Origin of the sequence: Aquiluna borgnonia (genome assembly GCF_013283855.1) — a bacterium.
Lineage (GTDB): Bacteria > Actinomycetota > Actinomycetes > Actinomycetales > Microbacteriaceae > Aquiluna > Aquiluna borgnonia.
The window spans coordinates 862,560-887,704 of the sequence record NZ_CP054056.1; the positions used below are offsets into that span (position 1 = coordinate 862,560).

The 25,145-nt window shown below is 55.2% G+C and carries 29 protein-coding genes; 3 read left to right on the top strand and 26 right to left on the bottom strand.

Annotation, left to right across the window (positions count from 1 at the left end; translation table 11 throughout):
- Positions 1–4: 4 nt before the first annotated feature.
- Genes argB through infC form a run of 9 tightly spaced genes read right to left on the bottom strand, consistent with a single transcriptional unit; the run spans position 5 to position 8,597 of the window.
- On the bottom strand, positions 5–892 hold the full coding sequence (gene argB / locus HRU87_RS04425; protein ID WP_173493723.1) for an acetylglutamate kinase: 888 nt from the start codon (positions 890–892) through the stop codon (positions 5–7).
- Positions 892–2,046 (bottom strand): bifunctional glutamate N-acetyltransferase/amino-acid acetyltransferase ArgJ, encoded by a 1,155-nt coding sequence (gene argJ / locus HRU87_RS04430; protein WP_173493724.1) that lies wholly within the window; start codon positions 2,044–2,046, stop codon positions 892–894. The genes argB and argJ overlap by 1 nt, the downstream gene beginning before the upstream one ends.
- Positions 2,043–3,086: an N-acetyl-gamma-glutamyl-phosphate reductase gene (gene argC / locus HRU87_RS04435; RefSeq protein WP_173493725.1), complete on the bottom strand. Its 1,044-nt coding sequence runs from the start codon at positions 3,084–3,086 to the stop codon at positions 2,043–2,045. Before argC ends, argJ begins: the two co-directional genes overlap by 4 nt.
- Positions 3,087–5,558, bottom strand: a complete 2,472-nt coding sequence (gene pheT / locus HRU87_RS04440) for a phenylalanine--tRNA ligase subunit beta (protein WP_173493726.1) — start codon at positions 5,556–5,558, stop codon at positions 3,087–3,089.
- Positions 5,558–6,637, bottom strand: coding sequence for a phenylalanine--tRNA ligase subunit alpha (gene pheS, locus HRU87_RS04445; RefSeq protein ID WP_173493727.1), 1,080 nt, complete (start codon positions 6,635–6,637; stop codon positions 5,558–5,560). The genes pheT and pheS overlap by 1 nt, the downstream gene beginning before the upstream one ends.
- Positions 6,603–7,400: a TrmH family RNA methyltransferase gene (locus tag HRU87_RS04450; protein WP_173493728.1), complete on the bottom strand. Its 798-nt coding sequence runs from the start codon at positions 7,398–7,400 to the stop codon at positions 6,603–6,605. The genes pheS and HRU87_RS04450 overlap by 35 nt, the downstream gene beginning before the upstream one ends.
- Positions 7,400–7,783 (bottom strand): 50S ribosomal protein L20, encoded by a 384-nt coding sequence (gene rplT / locus HRU87_RS04455; RefSeq protein WP_173493729.1) that lies wholly within the window; start codon positions 7,781–7,783, stop codon positions 7,400–7,402. The genes HRU87_RS04450 and rplT overlap by 1 nt, the downstream gene beginning before the upstream one ends.
- Positions 7,784–7,811: 28 nt before the next feature.
- Positions 7,812–8,006 (bottom strand): 50S ribosomal protein L35, encoded by a 195-nt coding sequence (rpmI, locus tag HRU87_RS04460; protein ID WP_173493730.1) that lies wholly within the window; start codon positions 8,004–8,006, stop codon positions 7,812–7,814.
- Positions 8,007–8,015: 9 nt separating this feature from the next.
- On the bottom strand, positions 8,016–8,597 hold the full coding sequence (infC, locus tag HRU87_RS04465; protein WP_173494259.1) for a translation initiation factor IF-3: 582 nt from the start codon (positions 8,595–8,597) through the stop codon (positions 8,016–8,018).
- 175 nt (positions 8,598–8,772) lie between these two features.
- Between infC and HRU87_RS04470 the strand changes: the two genes are divergently transcribed.
- The gene (locus HRU87_RS04470; RefSeq protein ID WP_173493731.1) at positions 8,773–9,093 is read left to right on the top strand and encodes a DUF1844 domain-containing protein; all 321 of its coding nucleotides are present in this window, start codon (positions 8,773–8,775) and stop codon (positions 9,091–9,093) included.
- A 3-nt stretch (positions 9,094–9,096) separates the two neighbouring features.
- On the opposite strand, the gene HRU87_RS04475 is transcribed toward HRU87_RS04470, so the two are convergent.
- The 6 genes from HRU87_RS04475 to HRU87_RS04500 are packed head-to-tail and all read right to left on the bottom strand — an operon-like array spanning position 9,097 to position 13,226.
- On the bottom strand, positions 9,097–9,840 hold the full coding sequence (locus HRU87_RS04475; protein WP_173493732.1) for an SseB family protein: 744 nt from the start codon (positions 9,838–9,840) through the stop codon (positions 9,097–9,099).
- Positions 9,840–10,565 carry a bifunctional 1-(5-phosphoribosyl)-5-((5-phosphoribosylamino)methylideneamino)imidazole-4-carboxamide isomerase/phosphoribosylanthranilate isomerase PriA gene (gene priA / locus HRU87_RS04480; RefSeq protein WP_173493733.1) on the bottom strand — a complete coding sequence of 242 codons (726 nt, stop codon included), beginning with the start codon at positions 10,563–10,565 and terminating at the stop codon, positions 9,840–9,842. Before priA ends, HRU87_RS04475 begins: the two co-directional genes overlap by 1 nt.
- Before the next feature lie 9 nt (positions 10,566–10,574).
- A complete protein-coding gene (hisH, locus tag HRU87_RS04485) occupies positions 10,575–11,204 on the bottom strand; it encodes an imidazole glycerol phosphate synthase subunit HisH (RefSeq protein WP_173493734.1) in 630 nt (209 codons plus the stop codon).
- A complete protein-coding gene (gene hisB / locus HRU87_RS04490; RefSeq protein WP_173493735.1) occupies positions 11,201–11,800 on the bottom strand; it encodes an imidazoleglycerol-phosphate dehydratase HisB in 600 nt (199 codons plus the stop codon). The genes hisH and hisB overlap by 4 nt, the downstream gene beginning before the upstream one ends.
- A gap of 30 nt (positions 11,801–11,830) precedes the next feature.
- Positions 11,831–12,901 carry a histidinol-phosphate transaminase gene (locus tag HRU87_RS04495; RefSeq protein WP_173493736.1) on the bottom strand — a complete coding sequence of 357 codons (1,071 nt, stop codon included), beginning with the start codon at positions 12,899–12,901 and terminating at the stop codon, positions 11,831–11,833.
- A 22-nt stretch (positions 12,902–12,923) separates the two neighbouring features.
- Positions 12,924–13,226, bottom strand: a complete 303-nt coding sequence (locus HRU87_RS04500) for a LysM peptidoglycan-binding domain-containing protein (protein ID WP_173493737.1) — start codon at positions 13,224–13,226, stop codon at positions 12,924–12,926.
- A gap of 175 nt (positions 13,227–13,401) precedes the next feature.
- Here HRU87_RS04500 and lexA point away from each other — a divergent pair, with 175 nt between their 5' ends.
- Complete coding sequence (lexA, locus tag HRU87_RS04505) at positions 13,402–14,025, top strand: transcriptional repressor LexA (RefSeq protein WP_173493738.1); 624 nt, start codon at positions 13,402–13,404, stop codon at positions 14,023–14,025.
- On the opposite strand, the gene hflX is transcribed toward lexA, so the two are convergent.
- Positions 14,012–15,442, bottom strand: a complete 1,431-nt coding sequence (gene hflX, locus HRU87_RS04510; RefSeq protein WP_173493739.1) for a GTPase HflX — start codon at positions 15,440–15,442, stop codon at positions 14,012–14,014. The two genes, lexA and hflX, sit on opposite strands and share 14 nt — an antisense overlap.
- Before the next feature lie 36 nt (positions 15,443–15,478).
- Here hflX and HRU87_RS04515 point away from each other — a divergent pair, with 36 nt between their 5' ends.
- Positions 15,479–16,084, top strand: coding sequence for a class I SAM-dependent methyltransferase (locus HRU87_RS04515; RefSeq protein ID WP_173493740.1), 606 nt, complete (start codon positions 15,479–15,481; stop codon positions 16,082–16,084).
- Here the strand turns inward: HRU87_RS04515 and dapF are convergent.
- From dapF to HRU87_RS04565, 10 genes are all read right to left on the bottom strand, one after another.
- Positions 16,074–16,940, bottom strand: a complete 867-nt coding sequence (dapF, locus tag HRU87_RS04520; protein WP_173493741.1) for a diaminopimelate epimerase — start codon at positions 16,938–16,940, stop codon at positions 16,074–16,076. The genes HRU87_RS04515 and dapF overlap by 11 nt on opposite strands.
- The gene (gene miaA / locus HRU87_RS04525) at positions 16,937–17,854 is read right to left on the bottom strand and encodes a tRNA (adenosine(37)-N6)-dimethylallyltransferase MiaA (RefSeq protein ID WP_246247204.1); all 918 of its coding nucleotides are present in this window, start codon (positions 17,852–17,854) and stop codon (positions 16,937–16,939) included. Before miaA ends, dapF begins: the two co-directional genes overlap by 4 nt.
- Positions 17,844–19,313 (bottom strand): tRNA (N6-isopentenyl adenosine(37)-C2)-methylthiotransferase MiaB, encoded by a 1,470-nt coding sequence (gene miaB / locus HRU87_RS04530; protein WP_173493743.1) that lies wholly within the window; start codon positions 19,311–19,313, stop codon positions 17,844–17,846. Before miaB ends, miaA begins: the two co-directional genes overlap by 11 nt.
- 23 nt (positions 19,314–19,336) lie before the next feature.
- Positions 19,337–19,813: a regulatory protein RecX gene (locus HRU87_RS04535; RefSeq protein ID WP_425483682.1), complete on the bottom strand. Its 477-nt coding sequence runs from the start codon at positions 19,811–19,813 to the stop codon at positions 19,337–19,339.
- Positions 19,806–20,870 (bottom strand): recombinase RecA, encoded by a 1,065-nt coding sequence (gene recA, locus HRU87_RS04540; protein ID WP_173493745.1) that lies wholly within the window; start codon positions 20,868–20,870, stop codon positions 19,806–19,808. Before recA ends, HRU87_RS04535 begins: the two co-directional genes overlap by 8 nt.
- Positions 20,871–21,010: 140 nt before the next feature.
- Positions 21,011–21,238 carry a DUF3046 domain-containing protein gene (locus tag HRU87_RS04545; protein ID WP_173493746.1) on the bottom strand — a complete coding sequence of 76 codons (228 nt, stop codon included), beginning with the start codon at positions 21,236–21,238 and terminating at the stop codon, positions 21,011–21,013.
- The gene (locus tag HRU87_RS04550; RefSeq protein WP_173493747.1) at positions 21,235–21,555 is read right to left on the bottom strand and encodes a helix-turn-helix domain-containing protein; all 321 of its coding nucleotides are present in this window, start codon (positions 21,553–21,555) and stop codon (positions 21,235–21,237) included. Before HRU87_RS04550 ends, HRU87_RS04545 begins: the two co-directional genes overlap by 4 nt.
- Before the next feature lie 73 nt (positions 21,556–21,628).
- The gene (locus HRU87_RS04555; RefSeq protein ID WP_173493748.1) at positions 21,629–22,120 is read right to left on the bottom strand and encodes a CinA family protein; all 492 of its coding nucleotides are present in this window, start codon (positions 22,118–22,120) and stop codon (positions 21,629–21,631) included.
- Complete coding sequence (gene pgsA, locus HRU87_RS04560; protein ID WP_173493749.1) at positions 22,117–22,665, bottom strand: CDP-diacylglycerol--glycerol-3-phosphate 3-phosphatidyltransferase; 549 nt, start codon at positions 22,663–22,665, stop codon at positions 22,117–22,119. The genes HRU87_RS04555 and pgsA overlap by 4 nt, the downstream gene beginning before the upstream one ends.
- Positions 22,655–25,141, bottom strand: a complete 2,487-nt coding sequence (locus HRU87_RS04565; protein WP_173493750.1) for an FtsK/SpoIIIE family DNA translocase — start codon at positions 25,139–25,141, stop codon at positions 22,655–22,657. Before HRU87_RS04565 ends, pgsA begins: the two co-directional genes overlap by 11 nt.
- Positions 25,142–25,145: the final 4 nt, after the last annotated feature.

The following is a 25,145-nucleotide window of genomic DNA, read 5'->3' on the forward strand; positions in this document are numbered from 1 at the left end:
ACTCCTACCTAACTACCTGGGTACCGACACCGGACTTGGTGAAAATCTCTAGCAAAATACTGTGCGGCTGGCGCCCATCAATGATGTGCGCCTTTGGGACTCCCCCATCGACCGCCGCCAGGCAAGCTTGCATCTTGGGAATCATCCCTGACTGCAACCTTGGTAGCAGGTTGCGCAATTCGGTTGATCCAATCTCTGAGATCAAAGAATCTAAGTTAGGCCAATCTGCATAAAGTCCGGCGACATCGGTAAGAACCATGAGCTTCTCAGCCCCGAGCGCAACCGCCAAGGAAGCTGCGGCTAGGTCTGCGTTCACGTTGAGCAGCTCACCCAGCACAGTTGGTGCCACGGTCGAAATCACGGGAATCTGACCGGCATCCAAAGCTTGCAGGACACTCCGAGGATTCACTGTTCGGACCTCTCCGACCAGCCCTAAATCAACCTCGCCGTCAGGGGTTTGGGCTTTCACCACCTCGGCGCGGAAAAGATTGTCATCCTCGCCAGAAAGAACACTGGTTTGCGCGCCGGCCTCCTCGATGAGCCTTGCTAGATCCGCGCTCACCTGGTTTCTGAGCACATCTCTGACAACCTCAATGGTTTGAGAATCCGTGTAGCGAAAGCCGTGCCTAAACTCACTCGGGATTCCCAACTCCGCCAGACGCGCAGTGATTTGCGGACCTCCGCCGTGCACGACTACAGGCCTGATACCGACGTAGCGCAGATAGGCCATGTCTTGGGCAAAAGCCTGCTGAAGCGCCTCATCGACCATGGCATTTCCACCGAACTTCACCACCACAATTCGACCGTGAAATTCGCGCAGCCAATCCAGTGACTCGATCAGGGTCTCTGCCTTGATGCGAGCCAGTGCCTGGTCGCTCTGCTGCGGAATCATCAACTTGAGTAAGCGCTGTTCTCTTCTACGTATTCGTGGGTAAGGTCGTTGGTCACAATTGTCGCCTCTTCTGTCCCCGAGTTCAGGTTCACCTGAATGTCTACCCGACGCCCCGCTAAATCAATCTCGGATCGATCGGCCGCGGGCTGACCATGGCTCGAAACCAAAACGCCGTTGATACTCACGTCAATGTTGTAGGGGTCAAATACCGCAGCTGTGGTTCCGATGGCAGCAAGAATGCGCCCCCAGTTCGGATCATTGCCGTAGATGGCAGCCTTGAACAGGTTGTTTCGAGCGATCGCTCTGCCGACTTCGACGGCATCTGGCTCGCTCTGAGCACCAAGTACTTGAATGTGAATATTGTGGGAAGACCCCTCGGCATCGTCCAGTAGTTTGAGTGCCAACTCTTTGCAAACCTCTGTCAGCAGCATTTCAAATTCCGCATACTCGGCCTTCAATAGTGAGGCCCCAGAGGCCATCAGAGTGACCTGGTCATTGGTTGACATGCAGCCATCGGAATCTAAGCGATCAAAACTAACTCGGGTGGCAGCCCTGAGGGCTTGATCCAACTCCTGGGCAGTCAGTTCGGCATCGGTGGTGATGACCACGAGCATGGTTGCAAGGCCCGGGGCTAGCATCCCAGCCCCCTTAGCCATTCCGCCTACCCTCCAGCCGGATACGCTCTCTCGGGCAGCTCGCTTGGGAACCGAGTCCGTAGTCATGATCGCCAAGCTGGCATCCTCGCCACCAGTTGAACTCAACTCAGAAATCGCCGCAGTCACGCCGTTGAGCAGTTTGCTGCGATCCAGCTGCTCTCCAATCAGACCGGTGGAGCAGATCAGAACATCAGAGCTGGATATCCCCAGCTGCTCGGCCACAGTCTCGGCGGTTGCATGGGTGGTTTGGAAACCTTGGGGGCCGGTGTAACAGTTGGCCCCGCCGGAGTTCAAGGCTATGGCTGCAACCCGGGAGTCCCTGATCACTTCTTTTGACCAGAGAATTGGGTTGGCTTGGCACCGGTTCGTCGTGAACACCGCCGCTCCCAACTGGATTGGTCCGCGGTTTACCACCAGGGCGAAATCCTTGTTGCCGGAGTTCTTGAGTCCGCAGGCTACCCCAGCGGCCTCAAAGCCCCTGGCGAAGGTCACACTCACGGCGCCACCGCCCCGAACATCAAGCCCGAGGTTTCTGCCAGCCCCAGCGCCAGGTTCATACTTTGAATTGCAGCGCCGGCGGTGCCCTTAACCAGGTTGTCGATTGCCGACACCACAACTACCCGCCCAGTGTGCTGATCGAAAGCCAAAGAGATTTGAACATTATTGGACCCTAAGACGGCTGCTGTGGTGGGGAGCTGGTCTGAGAGCAGCTGGATAAATGGCTCATCCGAGTATGCATCCTGATAAACCAGTTTTAGAGTCTCAAAATCGAATTTATCCGCAACCCGAACAGTGTTGACCGCCAGAATTCCCCTGGATATTGGAACAAGCACCGGGGTAAAGGAAACACTAGCTCTCACTCCAGCAGCCTTGGTTAGGTTCTGCTCCATCTCAGGGGTGTGGCGATGAACGCCTCCAACACCGTAGGCGCGAGCCGAACCCAGCACCTCACTCGCCAATAAATCGCTCTTGAGAGCCCTACCCGCACCCGAGGTGCCAACCGACATCACCGACACGATGTCGGTCGGATCAAATAGCCCAGCAGTGAGCCCAGGAGCAAGAGCGAGGGTAAGAGCCGTGACATTGCAGCCCGGAACTGCCACTCTCTTCTGATCGCGAAGCCTCCCCCGCTGCTTCCCGCCTTCGGCGAGGGTGAGCTCTGGCATGCCATAGGTCCAGGTGCCGGCGTGCGGGGTTCCGTAAAACTTCTCCCATGCTGAGGGGTCCTCAAGCCTGAAATCCGCACCACAGTCCAAAACTAGGGTGGAATCCGAAAGGGTTTTAGCCACCTCGGCGCTGGTCGCGTGCGGCAGGGCCAAGAAAACTACATCGTGGCCGGCAAGATTTGCCTCGTTAGTTTCAACCAGCAATCGATCAGCAATCGCGGGCAGGTGAGGGTGAAGCGAGCCAAGGCTCTGGCCGGCGTTGGTATTAGCGGTCACTGCCCCCAGTTCTAACTCGGGGTGCTGCAAAATCAATCGCAGCAGCTCCCCACCCACGTAACCGCTAGCACCTGCAACTGCAACTCTGTATGACATTTACGACCTCAGACTCGCGCCGTATTTTTGAGCGGCGACGGCTACACCAGCATCCCTGCTAGCGCTGGCCTCAGCCTGAGTGAGGGTTTTGTCGATCGCTCTGAATACCAGGCTGAAGGTGACCGACTTGGTGCCCTGAGGAAGTCCAGGACCTACGTAAAGATCCACCACTTGAATCGACTCCAGTAACTCACCTGCACCCTCAGATATCGCTGCAGCCAAATCGCCGGCAACCACATCCTGGCTTACCACCAGAGAAATGTCTTGGGTTGCGGCCGGCATAACCCTGAGCTCACTGGCCTGCAGCACGCTGGGGGCAAGCTGGTGGAGCGCATCAAGATTCAACTCGAACACCCCGATTCGCCGCGGGAGGTGGTATTCCTGTGCAATTGCTGGATCCACTTCACCAACTAGGCCGATTTCTGTACCCAAAACCATGATCCTGGCACTTCTGCCCGGGTGAAGACCCTGGACCGGCTCCTGATGAATCTCGTGACCGAGTCCGGCAGCACGAACTACCTGTTCGACAGCCATAAGAGCCTGCGGGAAGCCGGCTTGGACTGGCTGCTGGCCTGGACCTTGGGGGATCCAGTCCCCGAACATCAGCCCAGCTATGTGTCGGGGCTGAACCGGGATAGCGGCTTTCAAAGCTGCTAGAACTTCTTCCGATGGGCGGGCGTTGCCGACAGGGAGTTCCAAAACTGGTTCAGCAGGTGCCGGAAGGAAAACGGAGCCCTCTTCAATTAGCGCAACAGAACTCGCGCCCCGGGAAAGGTTTCTGGCCGCGGCGGAGAGAAGGCCTGGTAAAAGACTCAATCTCAGCTGAGGAAAGTCTGACTGAATCGGGTTTTCGAGAGCAACCGCCTCAACTGAGGAGAAAGCCCCGTTCTGCTCGGAGGAGCAGAACGGATAGTTCAATACCTCCACAAAACCCGCGCCCGACAGTCCGTTCAAGACCCTGCGGCGCAATTGCTGCCTTGGGGTTAGGCCTCTACCCGGAGGGGCCACGGGAATGCGCACGGGGATCCGGTCGTATCCAACCAGGCGAGCGACTTCTTCGACCAGGTCGGTCTTGTGCCTGAGGTCAGGTCTCCACGAAGGTGGAGTAACCGCAACCGCATCGTCATGAACCCTAAGTTCGCAACCAATCTGGTGCAGCACGTCCAAAATCTGCTGGTTTGGGTAATCGACCCCCACGAGCTCGGAGGCGAAGGTAAATGGGAGTTCAATTTCCACCGGCGGCTCATTGAGGCTGTAGCTGGATCCAACACCCGACAGCTCTCCCCCAGCTAATTCGATCAGCAGCTGGGCAACTCTGGCCGCCGCATAGGGGCCAACTTCACGGTCCACACCACGTTCAAATCGCTTGGAAGCCTCGGAGGGAAGTTTGTGTCGACGAGCAGATCGGGCAATCGAAATGGGGTCGAAAACCGCGGCCTCTATCAACACGTTTTTGGTGGTCTCAGACACTTCGGTTCGGGCCCCGCCCATGACTCCGGCCAAACCTATTGGTCCCGCCTGGTCGCAAATCAAAAGATCTTGCGGGTGAAGCTCGCGATCTTTTTCGTCGAGGGTGACAAGCCGCTCGCCCATCTGAGCTCTGCGAACCGTTATCCCGCCGACCAGCTTGTCAGCATCGTAGGCATGCAACGGCTGCCCTAGCTCCAGCATCACGTAGTTTGTGATGTCGACGGCAATTGAGATTGACCTCATGCCAGCAAGCTTTAGCCGGTTTGCCATCCAGCCTGGAACCTTTGCCGTTGCGTCAATTCCCCGCACTTCTAAGGTGGTGAATCTCGAGCAACCCTGAACTCCGTGGATTGGTGCAGTGTCGGTGACGACAACCTCAAATCCCGCAGCCTGCTTGGGGTTCACCCTTGAAATCGGATCGGTGAACTTCACGCCTGAGGCGTGAGCGTACTCCCTGGCAATACCTCGTATTGATAGGCAGTAACCACGATCTGGAGTGACATTAACCTCGGCAGCCGATTCGTTCAAGCCCAAAAGCTCTAGAGCATCTGTGCCCACCTCTGGGTCAAGCCCAAGAGTCTGCAGCCGAAGAATGCCCTCGTGCTCATCAGAGAGGCCCAGCTCTCTGGATGACGCAATCATGCCATCTGATACGTGACCGTAGGTTTTGCGTGCTGCAATTTCAAATCCACCCGGAAGTGCCGAGCCCGGGAGCGTGACAACAACTTTGTCACCCTCAAAAAAGTTTCTAGCTCCGCAAACAATTCCGTTTACGACACCCGGTGCAACCTCAACCTGGCACCAGCGAATGGTCTTGCCATTAGCCTGGGGCTCCTCGACGAATTCAATAACTTTGCCGACGACGATGGGCCCTCGGATATCCCCGCCGTGGGCGCCTTCTTCTTCAAGGCCAACCTTCACCAACTCCGCCATTACGTCATGCGGCGTGGCATTTGGCTCTAATTCAACGTATTCAACAAGCCAGCTCAGAGGAACTCTCATTAGATCACCGTTCCAAACTGCTGAGAAAAGCGAATGTCCGCCTCAACCATGTCGTGCATGTCCCTTACCCCGTTGCGGAACATCAGGGTGCGCTCAATTCCCATGCCAAATGCAAAGCCCGAATAGACCTCGGGGTCAATTCCAGCTGCCTTGAGCACATTCGGATTCACCATGCCGCAGCCGCCCCACTCAACCCAGCGGGCACCACCCTTTGCCCCGGGGTGCCAGACATCCAGCTCCGCAGACGGTTCAGTGAAGGGAAAGAAGCTCGGGCGAAGGCGAATCTTTGCCTCGGGGCCAAACATCACCCGAGCAAAATGCTCCAAGGTGCCCTTTAGATCCGCCATGGTCAAACCCTTGTCAACGGCAAGGCCTTCGACCTGATGAAAAACCGGAGTGTGGGTCGCGTCTAGTTCGTCAGTCCTAAATACTCGACCCGGGCACAAAACATAAACTGGCAATTCACGCTCAAGAAGAGAGCGGACCTGCACCGGTGAAGTGTGAGTTCTGAGCAGCAGGTGATTTTCAACGGGAGCGACAAAGAACGTATCCTGCATGGCCCTTGCGGGGTGATCCGGGTGGAAATTCAAAGCATCAAAATTGAACCACTCGTTTTCCAGCTCTGGGCCATCTGCGATTTCCCAACCCATGCCGACGAATACATCGCTAATTGAATCCATCAGGAGTGAAAGCGGGTGCCTGGCTCCAACAGGAGCTACCCTCGAAGTTGCAGTTAGGTCTACTCGCTCGTTGGCCAAGGCCTGCGCCTGGGCAATTGCCTCAAACTCTGCCTCTTTTTCCTCAAAGGCTGCCATTAGCTCAGCGCGGGCAGCACCCACTAGCTTTCCGGCTTCGGCCTTTTGGTCATTTGGAAGGTTCTTAATCTGAGCGTTGAGCCTGGAAAGAGGAGATCCCTCTCCAATTACCTCGGCCTTAATCGCCTTGAGAGCCGAGAAATCTGCAGCTGTCTGCAAGCTCGCTAGGGAGCTGGCTAAAGCTTCGCTGACGATCTGGGCGTTGAGTAGTTCGGACACCCGCACAAGTTTAGTGATTGGCTTGAAGTTTGAAGGCGGAGGCATACAGGCAGACTGATGCCGCAGTCGCAAGATTCAAGGACTCCGCCTCTCCGTAAATAGGCAGTGCCACTACCTCATCCACCAGCTCTAGCAGCTCCTGCGATACCCCTTGGGCTTCGTTTCCAAATATCCACGCCGTAGGCCGGGTCAAATCCAGCTCAGACGACAAGATGCTTTTCCCCCCGGCGCTGGCGGCAAAAACCTGAACACCGGAGGCCTGTAGAGATAGGACAACCGCTCTGGACTCCGCCTCAATAACACACGGAACGTGCAGGATGCTGCCCGCTGTCGCTCTCACAACCTTTGGGTTGTAGAGATCGACGCAGTCGCGACTAAAAATTACCCCGTCGGCCCCAGCCGCATCGGCGGCCCGAAGCACCGTCCCGGCATTTCCTGGGTCTTGGACCCGGTCCAAGATGGCGATAAGGCGTGGGGATGAATCGATCAAATCTGAGAGCTCAACGTCGAGCTGACCGACAACGGCAACAACGCCCTGAGGTGTTTTGGTGTCGGACAGTTTCTCCATGGCCCGCTGGGATGTCACCACCACAGGAACTTCCGCAGATCCCAGTTTTACAAACTCAGCGTCGTAGCGCTCCAATGCAGCCTCGGTGGCAAACACCTCTCGCGCCAAACTCGGGTCACGTGCGAGTTCCTTTAGACCCTGCGGACCCTCAAGCAAAAAGAGCCCGGTTTCAAACCGGGCGTCTTTTTGTTGAAGTGCAGCGACACCCTTTACCCTCGCGGATTTGGGGTCGTCAAGCATTAGCTTGCCTTTTTGGCGTTCACGTCCTGAGGCAGCGCAGCCTTTGCCGAAGCAACCAGCGAGGCAAAAGCCTTTGCGTCGTGGATTGCCATGTCGGAGAGGATGCGGCGGTCGACCTCGATGCCGGCCAGGGCAAGCCCCTGGATGAAGCGGTTGTAGGTCATGCCGTTCAAGCGAGCTGCCGCGTTGATGCGCTGAATCCAAAGGCGACGGAAGTTACCCTTGTTCTTGCGACGGTCGTTGTATGCATAGACCAGCGAGTGCAGCAGCTGCTGCTTGGCCATGCGGTACAAGCGTGAACGCTGACCGCGGTAACCGTGTGCACGCTCCAGCGCTACGCGACGCTTCTTCAGCGAGTTGACGGCGTTTTTTACTCTTGCCATTTCTTACTCCTTATTGTTCGAGCGTCGGCTAGCGGCCGAGCTGGGTCTTTAGCTTCTTGAAATCTGCGGCGGACACTACCTGGTCCTGGTTCAGGCGACGGGTGCGCCTGGATGACTTGTGCTCCAGGTTGTGGCGCATGTTGATCTGCTGCTTCATCAGCTTGCCGCTGCCAGTAAAGCGGAAACGCTTTTTGGCGCCCGAGTGGGTCTTCATCTTCGGCATGATCTCTCCTTATTTCTCTTCAGTTGCCTTAGCCTGTTCGGCTTTAGCCTGGGCCTTTTTAGCTTCGGCCCTTGCCTCTGCCTTGTTCCTAAGCGGACCTATCACCATGACCATGTTGCGGCCATCGATCGAAGGATTCGACTCCACAGAACCAAATTCAGTGACGCCTTCTGCAAGTCGCTGAAGCAACTTCACGCCCATCTCTGGACGTGACTGCTCGCGACCACGGAAAACAACCATGACCTTGACCTTGTCGCCGGCTCCGAGGAATTTTCGAACCTGTCCAACCTTGGTTCCGAAGTCGTGATCGTCGATCTTCAGACCGAAGCGAACCGTCTTCAAAACGGTGTTGACCTGGTTCTTTCTAGCTTCGCGAACCTTTTGCGCCGCCTCGTACTTGAATTTGCCGTAGTCCATAACCTTGCAAACTGGAGGGACTGACCCCGGGGCAACCTCAACTAAATCAAGGTCTGCCTCGCGGGCCATTCTCAAAGCCTGGTCGATTGAAACAACGCCAACCTGTTCTCCGGATGGTCCAATGAGTCGAACTTCGGAAACACGAATACGCTCGTTGATGCGCGGATCGCTGATAACTAGCTCCTTAGGTACCGTTTAGCTCGCGCAATGCGCGCAAAAGTCTCAAACGCTCAAACCCGGATACCTTTTAGAGGCGGTAGACAGGTGGGAATGTAATCCACTTTCACTGAGCAGTTGCTCAGAGCCTCAGGTAGCCTAGCAGAGCCAAGTAGGTTTTGAAAGAGGAATTTTGTCCGAGGAATACACCCGCGATATCGCAGAAGTCCCTGCCGTTGAAATCATCAACACCGCAGCGGTCCACCTAATGAGCGCGGCGGCCGTGCAATGCGGCCTAGCAGAGGACCAACCGGCAGATCTGGATGAAGCACGCAAACTGATTACCGCATTAGCTGGCTTGGTAACTGCCGCGGCGCCAGAAATTGGCGATCACCACGCTCGCCCACTCAGGGACGGATTGCGCTCACTCCAATTGGCATTCCGTGAGGCCAGTTCCTACCCGGACGAACCAGGCAAGGGGCCCGGCGAAAAATACACCGGGCCGGTCAATTAGCTCTTAGACCGCGGCAAGCTGCAATGCAACCGAGTCAACAAGTTCAATAAAGCGCCGGGTCTGAACCTTGCTGTTGAACTCTTGAACTACACCCTGAAGCTGATTTGCGCTCAGCCCGGGCATGATCCCAAGCCGCACCAGCAATTCCTCTCTTGCCAGATCAGAGCTGGGATCACCGTCCAAAAGCTCCACTGACGCAATGAAGTCAATGCCGGAGACCGCCTGACTCACCAAATCAGCCACCTCGGCGCTGTTGTGAGGAGCCACCCAGTCAAGACCCTGAGCCAAAGCAGCAAGAGCCGGTCTTCGGATTACGAACGCTGCGCCGGCTGGGTCCAGCACAACGCGCTCATGACCCTCTGAAGCTGCGGCCAAGGCAACTTTTTCAGCCGAAACGGGCACGGGACGAGCCTTTTGATTCCACCTGGACATTTCTGCCACTGAGCTAAAGGCAGGAATCGCAGTTTTTCCATCCGGGGTGCTAACAGCGACTATTGCCAGGTCTGCACTTTTATCAACCCGCTGACCGTGCGGACCCACCTCGCCCTCACCAAGTTCTGCAATGAGCGGAATCAATAGCCTTTGTCCAGACAGGGCCCGGATCAGCGACTCTTTATCAATTGGTGCTTGTCCGAGAAGGCCGGAAATCTGCTCCGGGGCCCTTCCGTCATCACCTGACCACTCATTGGATTGGAACTGCCGCCCTTCCCAGGGCACGCCCGCAGAGTCGTGAAAGCGATCATGCATCAGGAGTTAGCAATCTCCAGGGCCTCAATGAGTGTGAAACGGCCCGCGTAAAGCGATTTGCCCAGAATTGCGCCCTCTAGACCCAGAGGCGCCAACGCCTTTAGGTCGCGAATGTCCTGTAGTGAGGAGATACCCCCCGAGGCCACCACCGGCTTATCGGTCCGATCCATTACCTCTTTGAGAAGATCTAAATTCGGCCCCTTCAGGGTGCCATCCTTAGTCACATCGGTGACCACATAACGAGCGCATCCCGCGGCCTCAAGTCGCTCCAGGACTTCCCACAGGTCCCCGCCCTCCTTGGTCCAGCCCCTGGCAGCCAAAGTGTTGCCCCTCACGTCCAACCCAACAGCAATTTGGTCTGAGTATTTTGCTATTACACGCTCGGTCCAGTCTGGATTCTCCAGCGCTGCGGTGCCGAGGTTCACACGTGTCGCTCCCAAAGCGATAGCCGCCTCTAAAGACGCATCGTCTCGAATGCCCCCGGAAAGTTCTATTTTCGTTGCCCCTGCAGCTGCGACGACCTCCGCAATGACTGCCCGGTTCTCCCCTCTTCCAAAAGCAGCATCAAGGTCCACCAGGTGAATCCACTCGGCACCTGCTTGAATCCAGTCCATTGCCGCATCAAGCGGGTGACCAAAATCCTCTTCACTGCCAGCGACGCCCTGGGTCAGCCTGACGGCCTTTCCTCCAGCCACGTCAACTGCGGGTAGTAATTCAAGTTTCACCAAGTTCTCCTAGAGGGTTTCGATCCAATTTGACAGAAGTTTGAGTCCGGCTGGGCCTGATTTCTCTGGGTGAAACTGGGTCGCACTCAATGGCCCATTCTCCACGGCGGCCAAGAATCTCTCACCGTGCTCGCTCCACGCCAATGAAGCAGGGATGAAAGGAGGTCGAATGTCCAATTGCCACTGCTTGGCCGCATAGGAGTGCACAAAATAAAACCGCTCCCCCTCGATATCACTAAACAAGGATGAGTCTCCATCTGGCTCCACGATGGACCAACCCATGTGGGGAAGAATTGGGGCCTCAAGCATTTCGACCACCCCTGGCCACTGCCCAAGTCCCTCAGTTTCAACACCGTGCTCGACCCCGTGCTCGAACATCACCTGCATTCCGACGCAGATTCCCAGAACCGGTCTTCCCGCAGTGAGCCTCTGATCAACTAAAGATCCGGCTTGAAACTTATTGAGCTCCCGCATCACGGCTCCAAAGGCCCCAACACCGGGAAGAAGCATCCCATCAGCCTCTAACAGCCGCTTTCTATCGGAGGTCAACTCAACCGCAGCTCCCGCTTGCTCTAGGGCGCGGCAAACAGAGTGGACGTTACCGCTTCCGTAATCCAGAACCGCGACCGTTTTGGTCACAGACTTCCCTTAGTGCTTGGGACACCACTGACTCGCGGATCGATCGCCACCGCAGCGCGAAGTGCCCTGGCAAGTGCCTTGAATTGTGCTTCCGCAATGTGGTGAGGATCGCGGCCAGCTAGGACATTGACATGCATAGTCAGCCCAGCGTTGAAGGCGATTGCCTCAAAAACGTGGCGAACCAGCGAGCCTGTGAAGTGACCGCCGATTAGGTGGAATTCGAAACCAGCGGGCTCGCCCGAATGCACTAAGAATGGCCTTCCAGAAACATCCACCACCGCCCTGGCTAAGGCCTCATCAAGCGGAACTGTTGCATCCCCGTAACGCCCAATACCCGCCTTATCACCGAGGGCTTGCTTCAGGGCCTGACCGAAAACAATGGCGGTGTCCTCAACTGTGTGGTGAGCATCAATCTCTATATCCCCCCTGGCAGCGACCCTTAGGTCAATCAGTGAGTGCTTTGAGAGGGCGGTGAGCATGTGGTCGAAAAAAGGAACTCCCGTGTCTATGTGTGACACTCCGCTGCCGTCCAGATTGAGCTCGAGCTCAATTGATGACTCGCTTGTTTGACGAGAAAGCTTGGCAATGCGATTCATGAACGCCTCTTCGTTGGGATTTGGACCAGTTTAGCCCAGTAGCGGCTCGAGCTCACGGAGAAGTTTTGTCGTCTCAGCCTCTGTTCCTGCAGTAATGCGCAAGGTTCCTGGAATTCCCACATTCCTGACGATTACCCCGGCAGAGAGCAAACCATCAAAAACTGCTTCAGGGTCATTGAATCCAGCCACTAAAACAAAATTCGCACTCGACCTGTATGGCTGCAGACCAAGGTCCCTCGTGCGCTCGATGATTCGGTCGCGTTGGACCTTGATGCGCTCGACGTTTTCCAACATTCGATCCGCATGTCCTAGGGCAGCTCGAGCGGCCGCCTGCGTCAGGGCGGAGAGGTGGTAAGGAAGTCTGACTAGCCTCAAAGCGTCAACCACCGCTCCGTCGGCAGCGAGATACCCCACGCGCGCTCCAGCAAATGCAAACGCTTTGCTCATGGTTCTGCTTACAAGTAATCTCGGACGTCCGGGAAGCAGCGATATGGCACTCTCGCCGTCGTTGAACTCCGCGTAAGCTTCGTCCACCACCAAAATTCCCTCGAACGAATCGTATGCAGCCCTAATTACCTCAAGGGAGATAGGGGTACCAGTTGGGTTATTGGGGTTGCACAAAATCACAAGCCCAGGTTTTGCCTCCGAAATCGCGTTCGCGACGTAACCCGGCGAAAGCTCAAATTCCGCTTCACGTGGCAACTCGCGATATGGCGTAAGTGTCAGCCTGGCGATGTTTGGGTACATCGAGTAAGTGGGCCCGAAACTCAGCGCCAAAGTCTGAGGTCCCCCAAACGCCTGAAAAACCTGAGTTAGCACTTCATTAGACCCGTTAGCAGCCCAAAGGTTTTCAGAGCTCAGATTGAAGCCGAGATACTTGGCGAAAAGTGAACGAAGCTCAACGAACTCACGATCTGGGTAGCGATTTAGACTCATAACCTCGGCGGCTAGTTCCTTGACAATGTCAAGTGCAACAGATTCTGGGATCCCGAAGGTGTTTTCGTTTACATTCAGCTGAACTGGCACGGCCAACTGTGGTGCCCCGTAGGGTTTCTGCCCCACTAGATCGGGGCGAAGGGGTAGGTCTTCTAGGCTGCTCACCAGCAAAGCCTACCGATGTGAACTAGGGAAGAGCGATCTGCTGGCCCGGTTCTAGTTCGCTTGAAACTAAGGCGTTCATCAAAACAACATCAGCGATCCAATCTCGTGGATCCTGCGAGCCTGCGTGCTGTTCAGCCAGCGACCATAGCGAGTCTCCAGGTTGCACTGTTACATAAACGAGCTCCCCTGGAGTTTCGTTTCCTGCAACCGAACCGGAAATTGATGCAAAGGAGAAGCTAACTGCAAGCGCCAGGATTGCGATTCCGCGAAAGAGCCTGCGAGGGTTGGTCAAGCGGTAAGAGGTAACTACTGACATGATCTCCATCACTTTCCTGTTCGATTTTTTGTTTCGAACATTTGTTCTAAGTATAGAAACTTTTCCGGCAATTTCAAGATTTTCTTTTGAATATCTCGAAAATGTGTTTGGTTATTCGTAGTTATACGAATACAGTTTCGACAGAAGTAGTGAAACAGGGGCCACTGACATTTTTGGAGGGCGCATGGAAAACAGCGAACTAACGGACGTTCAGCAGCGAATTCTCGAGGTCATCCGGGATTCGATGAATAGACGGAACTACGCCCCCTCGATGCGCGAGATTGGCGAGTCGGTGGGCCTTAGCTCTACCGCCAGCGTTTCGCACCAACTCAACAAACTTGAACTTCTCGGTTTCATCAGCCGCGACCCTCGGCGGCCTAGAACCATTGACCTCTTGGGCTCTGAAAGCCCCTCAGGTGAAATCATTAGGGCAGACGCGGCAATGGTGCCTCTAGTGGGTCGAATTGCCGCTGGAGGACCAATCACGGCGGAACAAAACGTTGAAGATGTGTTCGCTCTCCCCCGGCAGCTGGTCGGGCAGGGCGATCTTTTCCTGCTCAAAGTCGTAGGAGAGTCCATGATCGACGCAGCTATTTGCGACGGAGACTGGGTCGTCGTTCGTCAGCAGCAGTCTGCGGAAAACGGAGACATTGTTGCGGCGCTGCTAGAGGATGAGGCCACAGTAAAGACATTCAAGCAGCGCGATGGACACACCTGGCTGCTTCCAAGAAATTCAGCATTCGAACCAATCCTCGGAGACCATGCCGTGATTCTCGGCAAGGTAGTTGCCGTCCTCAGGACTGTTTAGCCTCTTCCAGCTCCGCTGCTAGGTCTGGCTTCACAAAGGCGTGCAGTTTCGTGCCAGCCTCCACGTAGTCTGTCGATACCACGCGCCCCGCTAGGTGAGCCCTTGAAACCAAGTCACCTCGGCTGTAGGGGACGACTCCTACGAACTCGATGTCTGGCTTTGGCAAACTTGCCGCTATTGCAGTTTCTAGCTCGGCAATTCCCAGACCTGTTCTGGCCGAGACCAAGAGTGAGCCAGGAACCAGGCCCCTGAGCCTAATCTGGTCTTCCTCCGAGACAAGGTCGGCCTTATTGAAGACAATCAACTCGGGAATAGCAGAAGCCTCCACTTCCGCCACGACCTCGTGGACAGTTCTAATTTGACCCAGGACGTCTGGATCGGTGGCATCAACTACATGGACGATCAAATTGGCGTGTGAAATTTCTTCGAGCGTTGAGCGAAAAGCCTCAACCAGCTGATGCGGCAGCTGCCGGACAAACCCTACGGTGTCGGCAATTGTGTACTGCCTGCCATCTGGCGTCTCGTGCTGTCGAACCGTGGGATCCAGGGTCGCAAACAGGGCGTTTTCGACCAAGACTCCAGCTTTGGTGAGGCGATTCAAAATTGAGGATTTACCCGCGTTGGTATATCCGGCTATTGCCACCTGCGGAACATTGGACTTCTGACGTTGTGACCGCTTGGTGTCCCTAGCACTCTTCATGGCGGCAATGTCCCTACGAAGTTTCGCCATTTTGGTGTTGATGCGGCGGCGATCTAATTCAATCTTGGTTTCACCCGGGCCCCTTGAGCCGATTCCCATTCCACCGGCCGCCTGACCTCCAGCCTGGCGCGACATAGATTCACCCCATCCTCGCAGTCGAGGAAGTAAGTATTCGAGCTGAGCCAGTTCAACCTGCGCTTTTCCTTCGCGGCTTTTCGCATGCTGAGCAAAGATGTCCAAAATAATTGCGGTGCGGTCCACCACTTTCACCTTGACCACATCTTCGAGAGCACGGCGCTGGGACGGCGCCAATTCGGCATTGGCGATTACCGTGTCAGCGCCAAGGGATTTGACTAAATCGTGAAGTTCTTTAGCCTTGCCTTTGCCAAGGTAAGTTGCTGGATCCGGCATGGAGCGTCGCTGAAGCAAACCGTCTAAAACATCAGCCCCAGCCGTCTCGGCGAGAGCAGCCAGCTCCCTCAGAGAATTTTCAGCGTCCGTCAGGGTTCCGCTCCCCCAGGTTCCAATTAGGACAACTTTCTCCAAGCGAAGTTGTCGGTATTCGACATCGGAGATGTCTTGAAGCTCGGTCGAAAGACCAGCAACCCTTCGTAACGACTCCCTAGCCTCAAGATCAAGCTGATCCCCGTCGAATTCATTGCGCGGAGCAGCGGCTCCCCTCCTGAGAATGCGGTCTAGCGTCGATTCTTTTTCCATGTTCGTTAAACCCTATGCCTGTTATAGGTTTGCTCCATGTCCCAGGAGCACTATTTCAGCGCCGAACCAAAAGGCCCCTCTCAAACTCGGGAGGTTTCCTTCACAGTTGCGGAGCGCCAATTCACCGTCCAAGCCTCTTCTGGAACTTTCAGCGCAACCAGGCTCGACCCAGGCACTTCAGTCCTACTGAGCTACAGCGAGGAGTTTCCCGACGAGGGCAACGTGCTGGACCTGGGATGTGGCTGGGGTCCAATCGCACTCAGCATTGCGGCAATAAAACCACAGACAAAGGTTTGGGCGCTAGACATAAATCAGCGGAGCCTAGATTTGGTTCGCTCTAATGCCAAGCGTTTGGGCCTTGAGAACGTCACCCCTAGCATCGCTGTCGACATTCCTGAAGACGTTGAGTTTTCAGCCATTTGGTCAAACCCACCGATTCGAATCGGCAAGGCTGCACTCCACGAACTGCTGACCACTTGGCTGCCCCGTCTCGAAATTGGTGGCCGAGCCATGTTGGTAGTCCAAAAACAACTCGGCTCGGATTCCCTTTTGAAGTGGATTCAGGAAGAGTTCCCTAACTTCACCGCGACCCGATTCTCAACCGACAAGGGTTATCGAATTCTTGAGGTCACTAAAGACTAAAAGTGCCCGTAAAGGTCAGCTCTGCCGGTCCAGAAATGGCCACATGCTCGCCGTCTTGGGTTGGGAACATCCTCACCCCAACCTCACCCCCGGGAACCTTTACCCTCCAGAAATTTTGACCGTTGTCAGCCCAATGCCTAATTGCCAAAGCGGCAGCCGCGATTCCGGTGCCGCAGCTCAACGTTTCTCCAACACCTCGCTCGTGCACTCGCATTGAAATGCTTGCCACGCCCTGAGTAATCAATGGGTCATCTAGCACGACGAACTCCACATTCGCTCCGCTTCTAGGTGCGGGCTCAAGAGTCGGCGCCAAATGTAGTTGAAGCCCTTCAAGTTCCGCCATGTCCGCTAGCGCGACGACCACGTGTGGATTTCCCAGGTTGAGCCCGAGGCCGGGCCTGGCTACCGAGAGTCCGGAAGTCCTGACTAAAAATTCCCCTCCGTCTACCTTCCACCTACCTAGGTCGACCGCGAAACCAGTCGCCGTAGCCGTAACATCCTTGATTCCAGCCCGGGTAGCAATTGGGAGTGTGCTGCCGTCAACGATTTCCGACAAACCCCGTGTGATCAAGTATCTCGCGAAGACTCGAATTCCGTTCCCGCACATCTCTGCCTTAGAGCCATCGGCATTGCGGTAATCCATGAACCATTCCGCGGCAGGCTCATCGTTCAGCAGGTGTGCCACCTCGCTGTTTTCAGTGCGTGTTACAAAAATCAGACCATCGGCCCCAATACCAAAGTGCCTGTCGCAAATCTGGGCGATAGCCTCTTCGCTCAAGTCCATGACCCCATCGAAGTCATTGATCATCACAAAGTCGTTGCCAGTGCCGTGTCCTTTGGTGAATTCGATGTTCATACCGAAAGCCTAATAACCTGGAGGGCTCGATCCACCAATCCCGGGCCATCATCCAACCAGTGGATTCGCCTATCCCTGCGGAACCACGACATTTGCCTGCGTGCGTAGCGATTAGTTAGAGCAATAGTCCCCTCAATGGCCTGATCTTGGGAAAGCTCGCCCATGAGCTGCCGAATAGCCTGGTCATAACCAATCGCACGCTTTGCAGTCCGGGAGAGCGGCGTCGTGGCCAACAGGCCACTAACTTCATCCACTAACCCTTCCTCCCACATCTGATGCACTCGCTTTCCGATGCGTTGCTTGAGGACGTCTCGCTCTACAGAGATTCCTATTTCAATGGTGGGAACCCAAAATGCCTGCTCCGGAAGAGTTGAGGGGTAGGGGTTACCAGTGATTTCGATGACCTCTAGAGCCCTGATCACTCGCCTTTTGTTTTGGCTGGGTATTTTCGCAGCGGTAACCGGATCCAGCATCCCAAGGCGAGTGTGCATGGCTAGCGCACCGACCAGTTCACACTCTGCCTCCAAGCGCGCCCGTAAGTCGGGATCGGTAGGCGAGAAATCTAATCCGTCCAAAGCCGCAGAAATGTAAAACATGCTTCCGCCCACAAACACCGCAATGTTTCCCCGCGCTTGAATTTCCAAGACTTTACTTCTGGCTATTTCCTGATACTGCAGGGCTGACATCTCATCACTGGGCGAAAGGACGTCAAACAGGTGATGGGGAAACTGCTGTCGGGCAACCTCAGGGAGCTTCGCGGTGCCGATGTCCATTCCTTTGTAAAGCTGCATTGCATCGCCGTTTATGATCTCAACCGGGCCACCAATTTTTCCCAGTTCGGACGCTAAGTCAAGGGCGAGCTGAGACTTACCAGAGGCAGTGGGGCCAACAATGGCGAGGACTTTAGAGAGCACTCTTCGGCCTGATTTGAATACCCAGGGAGACCTTCCCAGAACCAGGTGTGGGCACCCCGCAACTCTCCAGTTCCCTACGGTCGTGAGCATCGCCTCCGCGGGTCCGGCGCAGACTGTAATTACTCTCAGGACCCAAATCGGCAACCAGGTGGTACGGGGCGGCCTGAGTAATTTTCACCGAAACGACATCTCCGGGACGGGGCCGAGCCTCCCCTTCAGGAATCTCAAAGTGGACCAATCGGTTGTCTCTCGCTCTTCCTGAAAGCCTTTGGGTCTGGGCGTCTTTTCTGCCCTCTCCGGTGGCAACCAAAACCTCGACGGTTTTTCCGATTTGTTTCTGATTTTCTTTCCAGGCAATGTCGTTGACCAGAGCCAATAGCCGCTCATATCGTTCTTGAACAACTTCCTTTGGAAGTTGTTCGGGAAGCTCAGCGGCTGGTGTCCCCGGCCGCTTGGAATACTGGAATGTGTAAGCGGCGGCAAACCTAGATTCAGCGGCAACGCGAAGTGTCTCCTGGAAATCCTCTTCGGTCTCCCCGGGAAATCCAACGATTATGTCTGTAGTGATAGCTGCATCGGGAATTGCCGCCCTGACTCGGTCAAGAATTCCTAGGTATTTCTCACTTCGATAGCTTCGCCGCATCTGCTGCAGAATTCGGTCAGACCCTGACTGCAGTGGCATGTGAAGCTGGGGCATCACGTTGTGAGTCTCTGCCATGGCAGCGATAACGTCATCCGTGAAAGCGGCAGGGTGGGGAGAAGTGAAACGAACCCGCTCCAGCCCATCAATCTGACCGCACGCCCGCAAAAGCTTGGCAAAGGCGCCCTTGTCACCAAACTCGACACCATAGGTGTTGACGTTTTGCCCCAGAAGAGTTACCTCAATCGCGCCGTCGTCAACTAGGGCTTGAACCTCCGCGAGCACCTCCCCCGGCCGGCGATCCTTTTCCTTACCGCGAAGCGATGGCACGATGCAAAAAGTGCAGGTGTTATTGCAGCCCACAGAAATGGAAACCCAACCTGAGTAGGCAGATTCCCGCTTAGCGGGAAGTGTCGAGGGGAAAACCTCGAGTGATTCGAGGATCTCTACCTCTGCACTCTTGTTGTGGCGGGCACGCTCCAGAAGAACCGGCAAGGAGCCCATGTTATGGGTTCCGAAGACCACATCAACCCATGGAGCCCGATCCAAGATTGAATCCTGATCCTTTTGGGCCATGCAGCCACCCACAGCGATCTGCAGCCTGGGATTTGCTTGCTTCTTAGGAAGCATGGTGCCTAGGTTGCCGTAGAGCTTGTTGTCCGCGTTCTCCCTCACCGCACAGGTGTTGAAAACCACCACATCCGGTTCGTCGGTCTCGGCCTTGAGATATCCAGCTGCCTCCAGCAAGCCAGAAATGCGCTCACTGTCGTGAACGTTCATTTGGCAGCCGTAGGTGCGAACCTGATAGGTGTAAGTCATAACCAGAGGGATTTTACCCGCAGTTATTCGATTTCACGCATGACGGAAAGAGCGAGCGAGGTTGAGAATCCTCGGCGAGCTAAAAAGCCAAGCATCCGGCGCTGTCGAGTCTGGGGGTCTAGTCCTTGCAGTCGAGCGGCTCTTTTCTTGACCAGATCCCTCACCAGCTCAAGCTCAATCTCTGAAGATACTGGTTCTAGAGCTTGTTCAATCAGGTCTGGAGCAACGCCTTTTTGACTCAGCTCCCGCGCCAAAATCCGCTTTGATTTTCCTCCGGCTGACATTCTTGAATTGACAAATGCCCTTGCAAAAGCGGCATCGTCAATAAGCTGTGCCTCCTGAAAGCGATCTAAAACCCGCAAGGAAATTTCCGAGGGAATCTCCCGTTTCTCAAGGACCTGAGCCAACTGATGCCGGGTTTTCATAGACCTAGAAAGCTGATGAAGGAGAATGTTCTTTGCCCGCTGCTCTAGCTTTTCGGGGCTGGGTTCACTAGGCATCGTTGGCGGCCTTGGCGACCACTGGGGCCTCCTCAGCTGGCAAGTCTGCTACTGCCCTTGGCACCCCAATCCCCAATTTCACCTTGATTTTGTGCTCAATGGTGTTCGCGACCTCGGGGTTTTCCTTGAGATAGCGACGCGAGTTCTCTTTACCCTGGCCAAGTTGCTCACCGTCGAAGGTGTACCAAGCACCGGACTTTTTCACTACCTCGTGCTCAACACCGAAGTCAATTAGACCGCCCTCACGGGAAATGCCCTCACCAAACATGATGTCAAACTCAGCCTGGCGGAATGGCGCTGCCAGCTTGTTCTTTACGACCTTGACCCTGGCTCGGTTTCCTACGGAATCCTGACCCTCTTTCAAGGTCTCAATACGACGGATGTCAAGCCTGACTGAAGCGTAGAACTTGAGTGCTTTTCCTCCAGATGTGGTCTCTGGGGAACCGAAAAATACTCCGACCTTCTCACGCAACTGGTTGATGAAGATCGCGGTTGTTTTGGTGTTGCTCAGGGCACCGGTTAGTTTGCGAAGCGCCTGCGACATCAATCGCGCCTGGAGTCCGACGTGAGCATCGCCCATCTCGCCTTCAATTTCTGCCCTTGGTACCAGAGCAGCAACAGAGTCGATGACAATGACGTCGATGGATCCCGAACGAATCAGCATGTCGGTAATTTCCAGGGCCTGCTCACCAGTGTCCGGCTGACTGACAAGAAGCGCATCAATGTCGACACCGAGCTTTTTTGCATACTCTGGGTCCAGCGCGTGCTCGGCGTCGATGAATGCCGCGATCCCGCCTGCTCGCTGGGCATTTGCAATGGCGTGCAGCGCAACCGTGGTCTTTCCAGAAGATTCAGGACCGTAGATTTCTACAATTCGACCCTTCGGCAGGCCTCCGATTCCAAGCGCAGCGTCCAGAGCGATTGAGCCGGTAGGAATCGCCTCGATTGGAGCGCGCTCCTCGGTGCCCAGGCGCATCACGGAACCCTTACCGAACTGGCGGTCAATTTGCGCTAGAGCTGTCTCTAGAGCTTTCTCTCTATCGGATGGACTTGGCATAGTTTCCTCTTCTGTCGGGTCTAATCAAAAGCTATTGGTGCCGTGAGACATTTTTGGTAAACCGCAATAAATCTGTGGAAAACCTTTGCTTTTCACTTACCTACGAGAACACTAAACGTTCGAACAAAATTTCGAATGATTTAGTCGGCGTGTCTTTTTCGCGCCGGTGCAACGCTCCAGCGCTCTTTTGGTACGCCCTGCTCCTTGCAGATTGCGAGCCAAATGGCTTTGGGGTCTTCCCCTTGAACAATTAGCTGCTGGGGTGTTTGATCTCGGAGCTCAGTGAGCCTGATGTCTCTGAGTAAGACCTCGGAAAATTGAGTGCCGAATTCCTCGCGGAGTAGCTCTTGAAACTGGCTGAGTCTCAAAATTTAGACTGGAGCAATCCAGCTTCAGTGACAAACGCGTCCGGCACGGTGTCGGGGATGTAAGTGTCGTCTAGGTAAATACCCTCTACCGAAGCAACGCGCTCTGAAACTTCTCGCATGACAACCGACAGCGGCACTCCAAGCGCCTCAGCAACTGATGACAAAATCTCGGACGAAACTTCCTTTTGGCCGCGCTCGACCTCGGATAGGTAGCCCAGAGCCACAGATGCCTTAGCCGCGACCTGACGCAACGTCTGCCCGCGACGAAGTCGGTGTGACCTTAGAACATCACCGATTTCCTGCCTGAGTAGTACCAATTCATTTCCTCCTGGAAGCTAACCTAGCGGCTTGCTGCGACAAAGTTAGCGTTCGCTTCTGAAAGTTTCCTGACTATAAACCAGAAACCAGCTGGATTTCATCCCCGAGGGCGGCGATGGCAGCCTCGGTTGCCCGGGCTCGGACTTCGGAGCGATCACCGTCAAAATGAAAAGCAAATACTTTTTCACCTAGCTCAGAGGACAAGCCAATGTAGACCGTGCCAGGCAAACGAAGACCAATCGACTCTGGGCCTGCGACACCAGTGGTGGCCAGGCCAATTGTCTTCTCGAACGACTCGGAGGCTTTTTGCGATAACCGTTGCCTCACACCGTGAGCCATTTGCGCGACCACCTCGGGGTCCACTGCACCCTGCTGCTGAATCAACGACTGGTTGACACCAAGCATTTGGACCTTAATCGCATCCTGGTAGCTAATAACCCCGCCGAGGAAGACTCTGGATGCACCCGGAAAGTCCACAATCGCAGCGCAAACCTGACCCCCGGTCAGAGACTCGGCTATTGCCAGCCTCAGTCCTGCAAGGTGGCAGCGCTCTACCAAATTCATCGGGCTGGCCTCAGATACTGCAAACCCGTGTACCAGGTCACTGCAACCGAAAAAACAATTACCGCCTGGGTTAGCGAGCCCCACCAGGAACCAAGTCCGTCAAATGGAGCAACTGCCATCGAGACACCAATTATTTGTATGACTGTCTTGAACTTGCCGCCGCCCGAGGCAGCAATCACTCGACGCTTTGCCACCGCTAGACGGTAAAGGGTGATGCCAGCTTCGCGAATCAGAATCAGAATGGTGGCCCACCACGGAACGGCATCCTGAATCGAAAGTGCGATCAAAGCGCCGGAAAGTAATGCTTTGTCTGCGATGGGGTCCAGAATTTTTCCGAGGTTGGTGACAAGGTTTCGCCTGCGAGCGATAGCTCCATCTATACCGTCTGTGGAGGCTGCAAGCACAAGCAGCACCAGGGCGAGCATTCGCTCGGCGAATGACTCCCAACCGGTGAGGATCAGCCACAGCACCAGTGGAACCATGAGAATCCGAAGCGAAGTTATTAGATTCGGAGTTTGACGGTAAAAAAAGGATCTAGAAGTCATCGCGTCGCCCAGTCAGCTGCCAGGCGTCTTCGTCACCTTCATCGGCAGGGTCGCCCTCAACCACTGCAGTGGTATGCCCAGAGAGTCGGGCAAGGAGCTGAGGCAACTGGTCTGGCTTTACTAGAACATCCCTGGCCTTCGAGCCCTCGGATGGGCCAACCACTCCCCTAGATTCCAAAAGGTCCATCAGTCGCCCAGCTTTGGCGAAGCCAACCCTGAGCTTTCGCTGCAGCATAGAAGTTGAACCAAATTGCGAGTTCACAATCAGGTCTGCTGCTGCAAGCATAAGTTCAAGGTCATCACCCACTTCACTGTCAATCACCTTGGATGATTGCTGGGCGGTTACGTCGCTTCGGTAGTCAGGTTCCATCTGCTGCTTCACATGTGCTACCACTCGCTGCAGCTCATCCTCAGAGACCCAGGCACCCTGGACTCTGACCGGTTTGTTTGAGCCCATCGGGGCAAACAGAGCATCTCCCTGACCAACTAATTTTTCAGCACCGGGTTGATCCAAAATCACCCTGGAGTCGGTCACGGAAGAAACCGAGAAGGCCAAACGGGAGGGGACGTTTGCCTTGATCAGACCGGTAACCACATCCACCGAAGGCCGCTGGGTTGCTAGCACCAAGTGAATTCCAGAAGCACGAGCGAGCTGGGTGATGCGAACAATCGAATCTTCCACATCTCTGGGAGCCACAATCATGAGATCCGCAAGCTCGTCCACAACCACCAGAAGGTAGGGGTAGGGCTGAAGCTCTCGCCGGGAATTCTCAGGCAGTGAAACCTCGCCCGCAACAATTGCTCGATTGAAATCATCAATGTGCTTGAAGCCAAAGCTGGCTAAATCGTCGTAGCGAGAATCCATCTCCTTCACAACCCACTGCAGCGCTTCTGCAGCCTTCTTGGGATTTGTGATGATGGGCGTAACTAGGTGCGGAACACCTTGGTAAACCGAGAGCTCCACACGCTTGGGGTCGATCAGAACCATGCGGACCTCGGATGGCTTGGATCGCATGAGGATGGAGGTGATCATCGAATTCACGAATGAGGATTTACCTGCACCGGTAGCACCAGCTACTAAAAGATGGGGCATCTTCGCCAGGTTTGCGACCAGGTATCCACCCTCTACGTCCTTGCCGACTCCGATGGTTAGTGGGTGCGCGCTGGCTGCCGCGTTTTTGCTCCTCAGCACATCTCCGAGCGACACGGTTTCGCGATCGGTGTTTGGGATCTCAATGCCGATTGCACTCTTGCCTGGAATTGGGGCCAAAATTCGAACCTCGTTGGAGGCGACCGCGTACGAGATGTTGTTGCTCAAGCGCGTCACTGCCTCCACCTTGACGCCCGGGGCCAATTCCACTTCGTAACGTGTAACCGTTGGGCCGCGCTGAAACCCAGAGACCCGCGCCTCGACATCAAATTCCTTGAAAACGTCGTTGATGGCAGCAACAATCTGGTCGTTCACCTCAGTTTTTGCCTTCGGCGCCGTTCCGGGGGCCAGCAAATTTAGTGCGGGCAGAACGTATGCCCTATTGCTGCGCTGCGGAGATTTCGGGGCTGCATCGACCACATCAATCGGTTCGGTAACCCCCTCCTCGCCCTGCATAAAGGCAAGATCAGAAACTGGATCGCTTACCTCGACCTCAGGGTAATCAGGCTCGAGGTGCTCATCGACGAAGTCATCTATGGCTTCAACCACGGCTGTTTCAAAGGCTTGCTCCTTTGACTCCGGCTTATTCCACCAGCTTGACTTCTTCCCATCAAAGGCGTCGATTACATCAGTTTTCTTGGCTCCGAAAAGAAATTCGTAAAACTGAGTGATCCGAACTTTTATTTGATTGGGGGGAGTTCCGGTCATGATCAAAATAGAAACCAAAACCAACAAGCTCAGCGCCGGGACCGCACCCCAAATACTCAACAGGCTCAGCAGTGGTCCGCCGACCAACCAGCCAAATAGCCCTCCTGCCTGGGCTAAGCCCAGGGGCCCCTCAACGTTGGGACTTGGTGCGCCGCCAAAAATGTGGAAAAAGCCAGCGGTAACGCTCAGAAACATCCAGAATCCGACGGCGAATCTTGAGCTGTCTCGAACCGATGCCGGGTGTCTAAAGAGGTAGATGGCATAGACCAGGAAGACTGCCGGCAGCGCCAGTGATACCAGACCGAAAAGCATTCCAAAGGTGTAGGAGTGCACAGCGTTGGCCCAGGGTTCGCGAATCAGGAACCATGCAAATAGAGCCCCGAAAACGGACAGCAAAAATACAAAGAATGGGGCTCCGTCACGGCGCTGATCCTCAGCGAGTTTCTCAGTGGAGAACGCCCTCACCAAACGCCCCAGGAGGTGAGCGATGCCCATGTAGCTGGAAACCAAAACTTTGGAAAACGTCTGGCCGCTACCGGTGCTCCGCGCAGGTTTCCTGGCCGGGGTAGCCGCGCGCGATTTGCTCGGCCTTCTGGGAGGCGGGGTCTTTGAAGCCATGGGA

Bases quoted from the DNA above. Each gene is read 5' to 3' on its own strand.
- argB (WP_173493723.1), bottom strand. From the start codon at position 892: ATGATTCCGCAGCAGAGCGACCAGGCACTGGCTCGCATCAAGGCAGAG.
- argC (WP_173493725.1), bottom strand. From the start codon at position 3,086: ATGTCATACAGAGTTGCAGTTGCAGGTGCTAGCGGTTACGTGGGTGGG.
- pheT (WP_173493726.1), bottom strand. From the start codon at position 5,558: ATGAGAGTTCCTCTGAGCTGGCTTGTTGAATACGTTGAATTAGAGCCA.
- pheS (WP_173493727.1), bottom strand. From the start codon at position 6,637: ATGCCTCCGCCTTCAAACTTCAAGCCAATCACTAAACTTGTGCGGGTG.
- HRU87_RS04450 (WP_173493728.1), bottom strand. From the start codon at position 7,400: ATGCTTGACGACCCCAAATCCGCGAGGGTAAAGGGTGTCGCTGCACTT.
- rplT (WP_173493729.1), bottom strand. From the start codon at position 7,783: ATGGCAAGAGTAAAAAACGCCGTCAACTCGCTGAAGAAGCGTCGCGTA.
- rpmI (WP_173493730.1), bottom strand. From the start codon at position 8,006: ATGCCGAAGATGAAGACCCACTCGGGCGCCAAAAAGCGTTTCCGCTTT.
- HRU87_RS04475 (WP_173493732.1), bottom strand. From the start codon at position 9,840: ATGCATGATCGCTTTCACGACTCTGCGGGCGTGCCCTGGGAAGGGCGG.
- hisB (WP_173493735.1), bottom strand. From the start codon at position 11,800: ATGAATCGCATTGCCAAGCTTTCTCGTCAAACAAGCGAGTCATCAATT.
- HRU87_RS04500 (WP_173493737.1), bottom strand. From the start codon at position 13,226: ATGGAGATCATGTCAGTAGTTACCTCTTACCGCTTGACCAACCCTCGC.
- lexA (WP_173493738.1), top strand. From the start codon at position 13,402: ATGGAAAACAGCGAACTAACGGACGTTCAGCAGCGAATTCTCGAGGTC.
- hflX (WP_173493739.1), bottom strand. From the start codon at position 15,442: ATGGAAAAAGAATCGACGCTAGACCGCATTCTCAGGAGGGGAGCCGCT.
- HRU87_RS04515 (WP_173493740.1), top strand. From the start codon at position 15,479: ATGTCCCAGGAGCACTATTTCAGCGCCGAACCAAAAGGCCCCTCTCAA.
- dapF (WP_173493741.1), bottom strand. From the start codon at position 16,940: ATGAACATCGAATTCACCAAAGGACACGGCACTGGCAACGACTTTGTG.
- miaB (WP_173493743.1), bottom strand. From the start codon at position 19,313: ATGACTTACACCTATCAGGTTCGCACCTACGGCTGCCAAATGAACGTT.
- HRU87_RS04535 (WP_425483682.1), bottom strand. From the start codon at position 19,813: ATGCCTAGTGAACCCAGCCCCGAAAAGCTAGAGCAGCGGGCAAAGAAC.
- recA (WP_173493745.1), bottom strand. From the start codon at position 20,870: ATGCCAAGTCCATCCGATAGAGAGAAAGCTCTAGAGACAGCTCTAGCG.
- HRU87_RS04555 (WP_173493748.1), bottom strand. From the start codon at position 22,120: ATGAATTTGGTAGAGCGCTGCCACCTTGCAGGACTGAGGCTGGCAATA.
- pgsA (WP_173493749.1), bottom strand. From the start codon at position 22,665: ATGACTTCTAGATCCTTTTTTTACCGTCAAACTCCGAATCTAATAACT.
- HRU87_RS04565 (WP_173493750.1), bottom strand. From the start codon at position 25,141: ATGGCTTCAAAGACCCCGCCTCCCAGAAGGCCGAGCAAATCGCGCGCG.